This is a genomic window from Streptomyces narbonensis, assembly GCF_014649015.1.
Taxonomy (GTDB): Bacteria; Actinomycetota; Actinomycetes; order Streptomycetales; family Streptomycetaceae; genus Streptomyces; species Streptomyces narbonensis.
On the sequence record NZ_BMSF01000004.1, the window covers coordinates 416,370 to 429,157 of the forward strand.

Annotated in this window: 14 protein-coding genes; 6 read left to right on the top strand and 8 right to left on the bottom strand. The window is 71.2% G+C overall.

All coding sequences use genetic code 11. The features are described 5' to 3' along the window. Positions 1 to 98: 98 nt before the first annotated feature. The 5 genes from IE124_RS10465 to IE124_RS10480 all read right to left on the bottom strand — a co-directional run bounded on the left by IE124_RS10465 (position 99) and on the right by IE124_RS10480 (position 3,881). Positions 99 to 389: a DUF1416 domain-containing protein gene (locus IE124_RS10465; protein ID WP_030693674.1), complete on the bottom strand. Its 291-nt coding sequence runs from the start codon at positions 387 to 389 to the stop codon at positions 99 to 101. Between the two features lie 45 nt (positions 390 to 434). Then, positions 435 to 1,280 (bottom strand): sulfurtransferase, encoded by an 846-nt coding sequence (locus IE124_RS10470; protein ID WP_189507118.1) that lies wholly within the window; start codon positions 1,278 to 1,280, stop codon positions 435 to 437. A gap of 164 nt (positions 1,281 to 1,444) precedes the next feature. After that, positions 1,445 to 1,525, bottom strand: coding sequence for a putative leader peptide (locus IE124_RS35615; protein WP_350497993.1), 81 nt, complete (start codon positions 1,523 to 1,525; stop codon positions 1,445 to 1,447). A 431-nt stretch (positions 1,526 to 1,956) separates the two neighbouring features. Then, complete coding sequence (locus IE124_RS10475; protein WP_189507120.1) at positions 1,957 to 2,643, bottom strand: LmeA family phospholipid-binding protein; 687 nt, start codon at positions 2,641 to 2,643, stop codon at positions 1,957 to 1,959. 113 nt (positions 2,644 to 2,756) lie between these two features. After that, the gene (locus tag IE124_RS10480) at positions 2,757 to 3,881 is read right to left on the bottom strand and encodes a hypothetical protein (RefSeq protein ID WP_189507123.1); all 1,125 of its coding nucleotides are present in this window, start codon (positions 3,879 to 3,881) and stop codon (positions 2,757 to 2,759) included. 149 nt (positions 3,882 to 4,030) lie between these two features. On the opposite strand from IE124_RS10480, the gene IE124_RS10485 reads away from it, so the two are divergent. After that, positions 4,031 to 5,230, top strand: a complete 1,200-nt coding sequence (locus IE124_RS10485; RefSeq protein ID WP_189507124.1) for an RNA-guided endonuclease InsQ/TnpB family protein — start codon at positions 4,031 to 4,033, stop codon at positions 5,228 to 5,230. A 41-nt stretch (positions 5,231 to 5,271) separates the two neighbouring features. Here IE124_RS10485 and IE124_RS10490 read toward each other — a convergent pair whose 3' ends face one another. Continuing rightward, complete coding sequence (locus IE124_RS10490; protein ID WP_189507125.1) at positions 5,272 to 5,526, bottom strand: MoaD/ThiS family protein; 255 nt, start codon at positions 5,524 to 5,526, stop codon at positions 5,272 to 5,274. 45 nt (positions 5,527 to 5,571) lie between these two features. Next, positions 5,572 to 6,327, bottom strand: a complete 756-nt coding sequence (locus IE124_RS10495) for an alpha/beta hydrolase (protein WP_306432389.1) — start codon at positions 6,325 to 6,327, stop codon at positions 5,572 to 5,574. A gap of 304 nt (positions 6,328 to 6,631) precedes the next feature. Between IE124_RS10495 and IE124_RS10500 the strand changes: the two genes are divergently transcribed. The 5 genes from IE124_RS10500 to IE124_RS10520 all read left to right on the top strand — a co-directional run bounded on the left by IE124_RS10500 (position 6,632) and on the right by IE124_RS10520 (position 11,935). Next, on the top strand, positions 6,632 to 7,453 hold the full coding sequence (locus tag IE124_RS10500; protein ID WP_189507127.1) for a response regulator transcription factor: 822 nt from the start codon (positions 6,632 to 6,634) through the stop codon (positions 7,451 to 7,453). Positions 7,454 to 7,477: 24 nt separating this feature from the next. Next, complete coding sequence (locus tag IE124_RS10505; RefSeq protein WP_189507128.1) at positions 7,478 to 8,503, top strand: LacI family DNA-binding transcriptional regulator; 1,026 nt, start codon at positions 7,478 to 7,480, stop codon at positions 8,501 to 8,503. A gap of 107 nt (positions 8,504 to 8,610) precedes the next feature. Beyond that, positions 8,611 to 9,690, top strand: a complete 1,080-nt coding sequence (locus tag IE124_RS10510) for a S1C family serine protease (RefSeq protein WP_189507129.1) — start codon at positions 8,611 to 8,613, stop codon at positions 9,688 to 9,690. Positions 9,691 to 9,722: 32 nt separating this feature from the next. Then, positions 9,723 to 10,448 (top strand): response regulator transcription factor, encoded by a 726-nt coding sequence (locus IE124_RS10515; RefSeq protein ID WP_189507130.1) that lies wholly within the window; start codon positions 9,723 to 9,725, stop codon positions 10,446 to 10,448. Positions 10,449 to 10,522: 74 nt separating this feature from the next. Then, entirely contained in the window at positions 10,523 to 11,935 is a 1,413-nt protein-coding gene (locus tag IE124_RS10520) for a sensor histidine kinase (RefSeq protein ID WP_189507245.1), read from the top strand. Here the strand turns inward: IE124_RS10520 and IE124_RS10525 are convergent. Further along, a complete protein-coding gene (locus IE124_RS10525; protein WP_189507132.1) occupies positions 11,900 to 12,751 on the bottom strand; it encodes a phosphatidylinositol-specific phospholipase C in 852 nt (283 codons plus the stop codon). The genes IE124_RS10520 and IE124_RS10525 overlap by 36 nt on opposite strands. Between the last annotated feature and the right edge of the window lie 37 nt (positions 12,752 to 12,788).

The window sequence follows — 12,788 nt, forward strand, 5'->3', positions numbered from 1 at the left end:
CCGGAGGGCCGTGCCTCAAGTCCTGGTGATGGCGTCCAACCCCCCAGGAGGCACGGCCCTCCGGCCGTTCGGGTGCGGTGTGTCACCGCGTTCGCGGATCAGACCGCGATGGCCACGTCCGTCAGGCTGCCGGCCTCGGTGACGACGACCTTGCGGTCGGCCTGGGCGCCCGGAACCAGGGCGCGCAGGGTCCACTCGCCGGTCGCCGCGTAGAAGCGGAACTGGCCGGTGGCCGAGGTCGGGACCTCGGCGGTGAACTCGCCGGAGCCGTCGAGGAGGCGCACGTAACCGGTGACGGGCTCGCCGTCCTTGGTCACCTGGCCCTGGATGGCCGTCTCACCGGGCTTGAGCGTGCTGACGTCGGGGCCGCCGACCTGAGCTCCACACATGTTCTCTGTCCTGTCCTAGAGGAATCGGGGGTCGCGCGACCGGTACTACTTGTTGGCGCCGAGCTCGATCGGCACGCCCACGAGGGAGCCGTACTCGGTCCACGAACCGTCGTAGTTCTTGACGTTCGTGACCTCGAGCAGCTCGTGCAGGACGAACCACGTGAGCGCGGAGCGCTCACCGATGCGGCAGTACGCGATGGTGTCCTTCGCCAGGTCGACCTGCTCGTCCTCGTAGAGGGCCTTGAGCTCGGCGTCCGACTTGAAGGTGCCGTCGTCGTTGGCGTTCTTCGACCACGGGATGTTGCGGGCGCTCGGCACGTGGCCGGGACGCTGCGACTGCTCCTGCGGGAGGTGCGCCGGGGCGAGGAGCTTGCCGGAGAACTCGTCGGGCGAGCGGACGTCGACCAGGTTCTGGGCACCGATCGCGGCCACGACGTCGTCGCGGAAGGCGCGGATCGAGGAGTCCTGGGCCTGGGCCTTGTACTCGGTGGCCGGGCGGGCCGGGATCTCGGAGCCGTCGACGAGGTCGCGGGAGTCGAGCTCCCACTTCTTGCGGCCGCCGTCGAGGAGCTTCACGTCCTGGTGGCCGTAGAGCTTGAAGTACCAGTAGGCGTAGGAGGCGAACCAGTTGTTGTTGCCGCCGTAGAGGACGACCGTGGTGTCGTTCCCGATGCCCTTGGCCGAGAGGAGCTTCTCGAAGCCCTCCTGGTCGATGAAGTCACGGCGGACCGGGTCCTGAAGGTCCTGGGTCCAGTCGATCCGGATGGCGTTGCGGATGTGGTTCTTCTCGTAGGCCGAGGTGTCTTCGTCGACCTCGACGATGGCGACCTGCGGGTTGTCGAGGTTGGCCTCGACCCAGTCCGCGTCGACCAGGACGTCGCTGCGAGCCATGCTGTTCTCCTCCGGGGCAGTGTGCGGCGGTGTGGTGCGGTTGGTGCGGGTTCGTGATGCGGTACGCGTCGTCGCGTGGCGTACGACGGACGTACGTACGGCTGCACAGGTCGGCCCCGACCGCGGTCGAAGGGCCTGAGGAATACGGGAGTCGGCGCTCCCGCTCAGACTGAACGACAGAGCATGGCGGCGACGCGGCACAGGTCTACTGCCCGCCGCTTCGTGAGATCCGCCTGTCGCTTCATGCCCTCGATCGTAGGGACGGACAGGCGGCCGTGTCACCGGTGTGTCGTATTTTGAGACGCGATCGTCCGAGATGCGAGACGCGATCACCGCACGAGTGGGCTCCGGACGCCTCCGTACAGCAGTGTCCGCTTCGGTTTCTGCGGATCGGACGGGGGTGTCTCAACATGTGATCACCGTGCGGTTTTCGGAGCGCGCGAGGGGGCGCCGGGGGCGCCCCGGAGGGGCGACCGGACCGCTGAGAGGGGCGGCGGCCCGTCGAGCGGGGCGCCGGAACCGTCGAGCGGGACGGCCGGCCCCCCCGAGTGGGGCGACCGGACCGTCGAGCGGGGCGACCGGCCCACCGTGGGGCGACCGGACCGTCGAGCGGGGCAGCAGCCTGCCGAGCGAGGTCCTGTGGCGTTCCCGGGGCCGTCTCAGCCCGCCAGGACTCTCAGCCCGCCAGGTCGATGTCCTTGCCCGAGACCGCGACCGCGAGGCCCTGCGGGGTCGCCTCGACCTTCTCCACCCTCATCCCGGCGATCAGACCGATCGGCCGCTCGAAGTCGGTCCGCTTCCGGACCAGTTCCTCCACGCCCGGGATGCCTTCGCCCGGCACCTCGTCCGCGCGGACCTTGATCGTGTCGCCGTTCACGATGGTCACGGTGGACAGGACCGAGCGGGTCAGCGTGCGGCCCATGATCTCGACCCCGCCCGTGACCTTCAGCTTGCCGTCGCCCCCGTACTCGACGGTCGCCTCCCGGTCGGAGGCGGCCGTGAGGTCCGCGTACGAGATGAGGGCCGTGCCGGAGGCCGAGCCCGCCCGCGCGCCCGCCCAGTCGCCGGTCACGGTCACGTCCCGGAGCGAGGCCGTCAGCTCGGCGATCTTGATCTGCTTGCTGCCCGCCGTCGCCTTGACGCCCTTCGCCACCACGTCGACCTCGCCGAACCGCTTGTCCGCGACCTGGGTGAGGAACGGGAAGCCCTTGATGTCGACCTCGAAGGAATCACTCGACGCCCCCGAGAGCTTCACCCTGCTCGCCGCCTCCGACTCGGCGTACGCCACGGCGAGCCGGTCGATCCCGACGAGCACCCCGCCCAGCACGACGGCCAGGATCAACAGAATCCGCAGTGCTCGCATGGGTTGTGCGTCTCCCCGGTAGACAGTTGCGTGTCTGGATAAGTGTTCGGCCCCCCGACACGAAGATCGACGTGTCGGGGGGCCGGTTGGTTCCCTGGCCGCTGCCGGCGGGCTCAGCCCAGCGCGCGGCCCAGCAGGTATACGGCGGGCGCGGCGGCCGTCAGCGGCAGCGCGATGCCCGCGGTCATGTGGACGAAGCGCGACGGGTAGTCGTAGCTCGCGACCCGCAGGCCGACCAGCGCGCAGACCCCGGCCGCGAGGCCGACCAGCGCCCCGGAGGTGCCCAGGTCGTTCAGGCCGCCGGCCGCGATCCCCGCGCCCGCGCCCGCGAGGAGCGCGACGATCAGGGAGACCGGGCCGGGCAGCGGGAGCGCCCGGGCGACGACGGTCGCGGCGACCGCGATCCCGCCGACGACGACCGTGTCCGGGTCGGCGCCGAGGTGCCCGGCGGCGACGACCGTCAGCGCGGCCGAGGCGATGGAGGCCATCAGGCCGTACATGCGCTCGTCCGGGTCGGCGTGGCTGCGGAGCTGGAGGACGAGACAGAGCAGGACCCAGGCGCCGAGCGTGCCCAGGATCGCGGCGGCCGCGTGCTCCCGGCCGGTGGCGAGCAGGGCGGCGTCCGCGACGAGACCGCCGGCGAAGGCGAGGGCGATTCCCTGCCGGGCCGGCCACATGCCGTTGAGCCGGAACCAGCCGGCGGCGGTGAGGCCCTGGAGCAGGACGAGCGGGACGACCAGTCCGTACGAGCCGAGGGCGGCCCCGCCGGCGAGGAGGAGGCTGAGGACGGCGGTCAGGACCGCCGGCTGGAACCCGGGCTCGATGACGGGCGAACGGCCCTCGGCACGCGCGCGCTGGGCGTCGGTGATCCGGGTGTTCCCGGAGGTGGTCGGCGAGGAGTAGCCCGCGGACGTGGCGGGGGCGGCGGGCGCGGCCACGGGCTCCGGTACGGGCGTGTCGTACCCCACGGGAGCAGCCGGAGCCGCCGCGTACGGCTGCCGGTGCTGGTCGTACGCCACGGCGCCCTGCGGCGGCAGATACGCGGTGTTGTCGTAGGAGGGCTCGTACGCGGGCTGCGCGTACGGATCCTGGTAGGGCGCCTCGTACGTCACGGGCGGCTGCTGCCGCTGGACGACGGGTTGGAACTGGGTGTCCCAGGTCTGGCCCTCCCACGTCTGCGTGACGTCGGGTCCCTGCTGCCCGTTCGCGTACGGGTCGTACTGCTGGCCGTTGCTCATCTTTGATTCCTCCGTGGATAACCCCGGGTGAGGGCAGGGAGTGGGCTCCCGTGGGGCGGGGCCAAGGGCCGCGATTCACCGTTGAGGCGAACCGCGCTCCTCCGACCAGCAGATTTGCAGTTCACACATAGTGACACTAACTTGTGATCGTGACCGAGAGTAACGTGAAGCGGGCGTTCAGGTACCGCTTCCATCCGACGGAGGCGCAGGCGGCCGAGCTGTCGCGCACGTTCGGGTGTGTGCGGAAGGTCTACAACCTGGCGCTCGCGGCCCGCACGGAGGCCTGGGCGCGGCAGGAGCGGGTCAATTACAACCAGACCTCGGCCTTGTTGACGGCGTGGAAGAAGACCGAGGAGCTGGCCTACCTGAACGAGGTCTCCTCGGTGCCGTTGCAGCAGGCGCTGCGGCACCTGCAGACAGCATTCGCACACTTCTTCGGCAAGCGGGCCAAGTATCCGCGCTTCAAGTCGCGGAAAAGGTCTCGGAAGTCCGCCGAGTACACCACGTCCGCGTTCCGGTTCCGAGAGGGCCGACTCACGCTGGCCAAGATGTCCGAGCCGCTGGACATCATCTGGTCCCGGCCGCTGCCGGAGGGGGCGGAGCCCTCGACGGTGACCATCTCGCAGGACGAAGCGGGGCGCTGGTTCGTTTCGATGCTGTGCGAGGACACGTCGGTGCGACCGCTCCCGGAAACGGACACAGCGGTCGGGATCGACGTAGGCCTGGATCACCTCCTCACCCTGTCCACGGGAGAGAAGGTCTCCAATCCCCGGCACGAGCGCCGTGATCGTGCCGCTCTGGCAAGGGCCCAGCGGAGCCTTGTACGCAAGGCTCCGGGTGATGGCGCCAACCGTCGAAAGGCCCGGCGGAAGGTCGCGAAGATCCACGCCCGCATCGCCGATCGGCGGCGTGACGGGCTGCACAAGCTGACCACTCGACTCGTGCGTGAGAACCAAACGCTCGTGATCGAGGACCTGAGTGTGCGCACCATGGTCAAGAACCGGAGCCTGGCCCGCGCCATCAGCGATGCGGCGTGGTCGGAGTTCCGGAGCATGCTGGAGTACAAGGCCGCCTGGTACGGGCGGGAAGTGATCGCGGTCGACCGCTTCTTCCCCTCCTCCAGACTGTGCTCCCACTGCGGCAAACTCGCCAAGAGCATGCCGCTGCGCGTCCGCACCTTGAAGTGCGAAGGCTGCGGCACGACCCACGACCGGGACGTGAACGCGGCGAAGAACCTCAAGGCCGCCGGGCTGGCGGTCTCTGTCTGTGGAGCCGGTGTCAGACCTCAACGGAGAACTCCGGGCGGGCAGTCGGCGACGAAGCAGAAAACCCCACGACGCAAGCCGTAGGAATCTCCTCCCTTCGGAGGAGAGAAGCCAAGCTCTGGGGTTCACCCTCCTGCGAACGGGGGGAGCACCTCGACCGTGCCGCCCTCGGCAAGCCGTACGGTCTCATGGCTCCGGGTGCCGACGGGGTCGCCGTCGATCAGGAACGAGCACCGCTGGAGGACCCGGACGAGCTCGCCGGGGTGCCTCTCGCGGGCCGCGTCCAGGGCCTCCGCCAGGGTCTCGGCGGTGTACGGCTCCTCGGCTACACCGGCGGCGGCCTTGGCCGCGGCCCAGTAGCGGATGGTTCCCGCTGCCATAGCGGCGCTCCCTTCGTTCGTGTGCGCGCCGCCCCCCATGATGGGCTATCGGCGCGTGAGCCAGTCCCCCAGCCGCGCGAGCAGCTCCTCGTCGGCCGCGTTCTCGGCGTGCCCCATCCCGCGCTCCAGCCACAGCTCCGCGGAGCCGCCCCCGGCGGCGGCCAGCGTGCGCGGGTGGTCGAGCGGGAAGTACGCGTCCCGGTCGCCGTGCACGATCAGCAGCGGGACGGGCGCGATCAGCGGGACGGCCTCGACGGGCGAGAGGGGTACGGGGTCCCAGGCGCGCCGGTCGATCCGGGTGCGCAGCCCGTAACGGCCGACCAGCCGGCCCGTGGGACGGGTGACCACCCAGTGGAGGCGGCGCATCGGGGCCGTACCCCGGTAGTACCAGCGTGCGGGGGCGGAGACGGCCGCCACCGCGTCCACCCGGCCCTCCGTGCCCCGCTCCAGGGCCGCGTGGCGCAGGACGACGGACCCGCCCATGGAGAAGCCGACCGTCACCACGCGTGCGTGGCCGAGCGCGCGGGCCCAGCGGACGGCGGCGGACAGGTCGAGGACCTCCCGGTCGCCGACCGTGGAGCGGCCGCCGGAGCCGCCGTGCCCGCGGAAGGAGAAGGTCACGACGGCCGCGCCGCGCTCCGCGAAGGCGCGGGCGGCGCGGCGGACGGCGGGCCGGTCGGCCGATCCGGTGAAGCCGTGCGCGACGACCACGGCCGTACCGGTGACCGCCGTATCGGTGACACTTGCCGCAGGGGGTTCGTAAACCGCCTCGATACGGACACCGTCATCCGTACGCAACATCACACGCCGCGGATCAGCGGGATGGACGGAAGTGAGCGACGAGACATCCACCATGTGAAATCAACTCTCTCCCTCTGAACTCATGTGGGCTATTCTGCTGGGCAGAGGATCCGGGCGACGCAGCCCCCGGGTCCTTTTGCGTTTTCCGACCGTTGTTACGGATAGGTGAACAAAAGCTCTCAGGGCGCGAGAGCCGTCAGTGATCTGTACGAAGCAGTGCACGTCCTCGCAGGGACCGAGGAGGAACCGACGTTATGAGCGAGCGAACGCAGCACCACGTCCGACCGATGGCAGGTGGCGCGGTATGAGCTCTCTGCTGCTCCTGACCAACGCCCTCCAGCCGTCGACCGAGGTGCTGCCCGCCCTCGGCCTGCTGCTGCACAACGTCCGGGTGGCACCGGCCGAGGGCCCGGCCCTCGTGGACACCCCCGGCGCGGACGTGATCCTCGTCGACGGCCGGCGCGACCTCCCCCAGGTCCGCTCGCTCTGCCAGCTGCTCCGCTCCACGGGGCCCGGCTGTCCGCTGATCCTCGTCGTCACGGAGGGCGGCCTCGCGGCCGTCACCGCCGACTGGGGCATCGACGACGTCCTCCTCGACACCGCCGGCCCGGCCGAGGTCGAGGCGCGGCTGCGGCTCGCGATGGGCCGCCAGCAGATCGTCTCCGACGACTCCCCCATGGAGATCCGCAACGGCGACCTGTCGGTCGACGAGGCGACGTACAGCGCGAAGCTCAAGGGCCGGGTCCTGGACCTGACCTTCAAGGAGTTCGAGCTGCTCAAGTACCTGGCCCAGCATCCGGGCCGGGTCTTCACGCGTGCCCAGCTCCTCCAGGAGGTGTGGGGGTACGACTACTTCGGCGGCACCCGTACGGTCGACGTCCATGTGCGCCGGCTGCGCGCGAAGCTGGGCCCCGAGCACGAGTCGCTGATCGGCACCGTGCGGAACGTCGGCTACCGCTTCGTCACCCCGGAGAAGGTCGAGCGTCAGGCCGAGGAGGCCCGGGCGAAGGACACCCGGTCGGCGGAGGCCGCCCGTACCGCCCGTGTCAAGGAGGCCGACCGGGACGCCACTCCTTCGGAGGACAGGAACGTGGCGGACGCCACAGTGCGACCTGCCGGTAGGTAGGTCACCCCGCGTAGACTGCCGCGCGTGGCCAAGGTGACGCGGGATGACGTAGCTCGACTGGCAGGTACTTCGACCGCGGTCGTGAGCTACGTGATCAACAACGGACCCCGGCCGGTCGCCCCGGCCACGCGCGAGCGTGTCCTCGCCGCCATCAAGGAGCTGGGCTACCGCCCCGACCGGGTGGCCCAGGCGATGGCGTCCCGGCGCACGGACCTCATAGGCATGATCGTCCCGGACGCCCGGCAGCCGTTCTTCGCCGAGCTGGCGCACGCGGTCGAGCAGGCCGCCGCCGAGCGCGGGAAGATGGTCCTCGTCGGCAACTCCGACTACCGCACCGAACGCGAGATCCACTACCTGCGGGCCTTCCTCGGGATGCGGGTCTCCGGACTGATCCTGGTCAGCCAGGGCATGAGCGAGCAGGCCGCGAGCGAGATCGAGGCCTGGGACGCGCGCGTGGTGCTGCTCCACGAGCGGCCCGAGGCGATCGACGACGTGGCCGTCGTGACGGACGACATCGACGGCGCCAAGCTCGCCGTCCGGCACCTCCTGGAGCACGGCCACGCCTACGTGGCCTGCCTGGGCGGCGTCCCGAACACCCCGGCCGTCGGCGACCCCGTCGCCGACCACGAGGAGGGCTGGCGCCAGGCCATGCTGGAGGCGGGCCTGTCGATCGAGGGCCGGTTGTTCCAGGCCCCGTACAACCGCTACGACGCCTACCAGGTGGCCCTGAAGCTGCTCGCGGGACCGGACAGGCCGCCGGCCATCTTCTGCTCCACCGACGACCAGGCCTTCGGCGTCTTGCGGGCGGCACGCGAGCTGCGCATCGAGGTGCCCACGGAGCTGGCGGTCGCGGGCTTCGACGACGTGAAGGAGGCGGCGCTCACGGACCCGCCGCTGACCACGGTCTCCTCGGACCGCCCGGCGATGGCACGCGCGGCGGTGGACCTGGTCCTGGACGACGGACTGCGCGTCGCCGGCTCGCGCCGCGAGCGGCTCAAGCTCTTCCCTTCGGCCCTCGTCGTCCGCCGCTCCTGCGGCTGCGGAGAGTAACCCGCCCCTCCCTCCACCCCCCTGTTTATATGGGGCATACAGGGTTCTGTCGGGCTTCTCAGCCGGTCCTCAGACGGCTCTCATGTACGACTCCGAGAGTCGTGGCCATGACGGACTTCCAGGAGCAGCAGCCACAGCAGCAGCCGTACTACCCGCCGCAGCCCCCGTACCCCCCGACCCGGCCGATCACCACCGAGCCGGGGACCACGATCTGGCCGTCCGGCGGGCACGTCCCGCCGCCCGTCGAGCCCCCGGTCGCCGCCACCGCGGCGGCCGCCGCCGCTCCGGGCTCCCGCCGTCGCGCCAAGCGGGGGGTCGGGCTCCTCGCAGCCGTGGCCATCGCGGCCGCGGCGGTCGGCGGCGGCACGGCGACCCTCGTCCAGCAGCTGACCGCCGACAGCCCCGTCACCGCCTCCTCGGTCGTGAACGGCACGAACGTCTCCGCGAGCAGCGTCGGCACGGTCGCCGGCGTCGCCCAGGCCGTCTCCCCCTCCATCGTCGAGATCTCCGCGACCTCGAACTCCGGCCAGTCCACCGGCTCGGGCGTGATCATCACCTCCGACGGCGAGATCGTCACCAACAACCACGTGATCTCCGGCGCCTCCTCGATCTCCGTCCAGCTCAGCGACGGGAAGAAGTACGAGGCCGAGGTCGTCGGCACGGACCCCGACAAGGACCTCGCGCTGATCAAGCTCCAGGGCGCCTCCGGCCTCAGGGCCGCCACGCTCGGCGACTCGTCCGGGGTGAAGGTCGGCGAGGAGGTCGTGGCGATCGGCTCCCCCGAGGGCCTCACCGGCACCGTCACGAGCGGCATCGTCTCCGCGCTCGACCGGGACGTGACCGTCGCCAAGGACGACGACGGCGGCAGCCAGGACCAGCAGCAGGGCCAGCGGTACGACCCGCGGCAGGGCTGGCCGTTCGAGTTCGGCGGACAGCAGTTCAACGGCGACACGGGCTCGTCGAAGACGACGTACAAGGCGATCCAGACCGACGCCTCGCTCAACCCGGGTAATTCCGGCGGCGCCTTGATCAATATGAAGGGCGAGATCATCGGAATCAATTCGGCCATGTATTCGCCCAGTTCTTCGAACGGTTCCACGGCCGGAAGTGTCGGTCTCGGATTCGCCATTCCGATCGACGCGGTGAAGGCCGACCTCGACAGCCTGCGCGCGGGCGGCGACAACTGACCGGCGAACGGGCGTCGTGCGAGGCTGAGCCCATGACTGGCCAGCAGAGCGAAGCCGAGCGCATCCTGATCGTCGAGGACGAGCCCGCCGTGCGGGAGGCCCTCCGCCGCAGCCTCGCCTTCGAGGGGTACGACACCCAGGACGCCGTCGACGGGCTCGACGCACTCGCGCGGATGGAGGCGTACGCCCCCGACCTCGTCGTCCTCGACGTCCAGATGCCCCGGATGGACGGGCTCACCGCGGCCCGGCGGATCAGGGCGGCCGGCTCGACCGTGCCGATCCTCATGCTGACCGCCCGCGACACCGTCGGCGACCGGGTCACCGGCCTCGACGCGGGCGCGGACGACTACCTCGTGAAGCCCTTCGAGCTCGACGAGCTCTTCGCGCGGATCCGGGCGCTGCTCCGGCGCAGCTCGTACGCCTCGGCCGCCGCGGCCCCGGCCGACGACGACGTGCTGTCCTTCGAGGACCTGCGGATGGACCTGGCGACGCGCGAGGTGACCCGGAGCGGGCGGACGGTGGAGCTGACGCGCACCGAGTACACGCTCCTGGAGATGTTCCTGGCGCACCCGCGGCAGGTCCTGACCCGCGAGCAGATCCTCAAGGCGGTGTGGGGCTTCGACTTCGAGCCGAGCTCGAACTCGCTCGACGTGTACGTGATGTACCTGCGGCGCAAGACGGAGGCGGGCGGCGAGCCGCGCCTCGTGCACACGGTGCGGGGCGTCGGTTACGTCCTGCGGGGAGGCGGCGGAGAGTGACCGGCCCCGAGACCGGCGCGGTGAGCGGGACCGGTGGCGCCCGCTCAGCGCCTCCCAGGACCCGTTTCCGGCCCCTGGCCTGGTTCCGCTCGCGGCCCCTGCGGTCGCGGCTCGCGCTGCTCACCGCCTTCGCGGTGGCGGTCGCGGTGGCGGCGGTCTCGCTGGCCTGCTGGTTCGTGACGCGGGCCCAGCTGGAGGCCGAGCTGGACTCCTCGCTGCGCAGCAGCAGGCTGGACGACGCCTCGGTGGGCACCCTGATCACCCTGTGCCGCCAGGGCACGACGCCGCCCCCGATGGGGGGCTCGTACACGGTGCAGGTGATCCTCGCCAACGGCAGCGTCTGTACCTCCGGCCAGGCCCCGATCCCGGCCGGCCCCGCCGACCTCGCGGTGGCGCGCGGGCAGCTGACGTACGCGCTGCACACGGTGAAGGACGAGGACGGCCGGGAGATGCGGGTCTACACCTACCCGCAGCAGGTCCCGCCCGGCCTCGCCCTCGCCGTCTCCGTCGCCCGTCCGCTCGCCGAGGTCGACAACTCGATGTCCACCCTGCGCTGGATGCTGCTCCTGGTCTCCGGGATCGGCGTCGTCGGCGCCGGCGCGGCCGGCCTGTGGGTGGCACGGACCGGTCTCGAACCGGTCGACCGGCTGACGGGGGCCGTCGAGCACGTGGCCGCGACCGAGGACCTGACCGTCCGCATCCCGGTGGAAGGCGAGGACGAGATCGCCCGGCTGTCGCGCTCCTTCAACGCGATGACGGCGGCGCTCGCGACCTCCCGCGACCGGCAGTCGCAGCTGATCGCCGACGCCGGTCACGAGCTCCGTACGCCCCTCACGTCGCTGCGGACGAACATCGAGCTGCTCGCGCGGAGCGAGGAGACCGGCCGGGCGATCCCGGCGGACGACCGGCGGGCCCTGATGGCCTCGGTGAAGGCGCAGATGACGGAGCTGGCGGCGCTGATCGGCGACCTCCAGGAGCTGGCCCGCCCGGACACGGCGCGGCCCGGGCCCCTGGAGGTCGTACCGCTGCACGGCATCCTCCGCTCGGCCCTGGACCGGGCCCGGCTGCGCGGCCCGGAGCTGACCTTCGTCACGGACCTCGCGCCCTGGTACGTACGGGCGGAGCCGGCGGCGATCGAGCGCGCCCTCGTCAACGTCCTGGACAACGCGGTGAAGTTCTCGCCGCCGCGGGGCGCGGTCGAGGTGACCCTGATGCGGGGCGAGCTGAAGGTCCGGGACCACGGGCCCGGCATCCCGCCGGACGAGCTCCCGCACGTCTTCGAACGCTTCTGGCGCTCCCCGTCGGCCCGCAGTCTGCCGGGCTCGGGCCTGGGGCTCTCGATCGTCGCCCGTACGGTCCACCAGGCGGGCGGCTCGGCGATCCTCGCCCCGGCCCCGGGCGGTGGCACGGTGGCGACGCTCCGGCTGCCGGGCGCGCCGACTCCGCCGCCGTCAGTTGTGGCGGATGAGGGACGCGACGAGGCCTGAGCGGGTGTTCGGGTAGTCCATGGCGACGATGCCGAGGCCCTTCCAGGTGTTCGCCGTGCCGTCCAGGAAGCCGTGGACCCGGGGGTTGAGGTTGTCGGAGTTCCAGCGCGGCGGCAGGGACGCGGACGTGCTGACGAAGTTGATGTACAGCTTGCCGGGCTGTTCGACGGCCGCGCGGAAGTGGGCCTCGATCTTGGGGTACTTGGCGTTCGGCAGGGCGTTCCAGTCGTCCTGGATCGCGATGGCCCCGCCGTCCCACCACTTGAGGCCGGGCAGCCCGCCGTTGTCGGCGATGAGGACGACCTTGCCGCGGGCCTCGCCGAGGGCGGGAAGGGTGTCGCCGATGCGGAACAGCGACCGCCAGCCGCGGTTGCCGAGGTAGTCGTCGAAGATCGCGCGGAAGGTGGCGTCGGAGTCCGAGGAGTACTCCTGTTTGACCCGCATGAGGACGGTCTCGGAGGGGTGGGCGGCGAGGAAGTCGCGGCAGGCGATGAGGACGTCGCCGAACATCATGTTCTGGTAGGAGGGGCCGTGGTGGATGGCGAAGGAGCCGCCGGTCACCCGGCACCGGATGTCCAGGAACCTGATGCCGCTGTCCAGTTGCTGGGCGATGGTGGTGTTCTGGCACTCGGACCAGGGGCCGCCGAAGCGGGCGCCGGAGTCGTGGGTGCCGGGGATGGTCAGCTGCCGCAGGGCCGTCCCGTCCCCGTGCGCCGCCATCCAGGCCCGTACGTCCACGGCGGACGCGGTGGGCGCCCCGAGCATCACTCCGGCCCCGGCGGCGAGAGCCCCCACGAGAAAACGTCGTCGCTCCATGGGCGGATGATGTCAGGGTCACGACAAACACACCAGA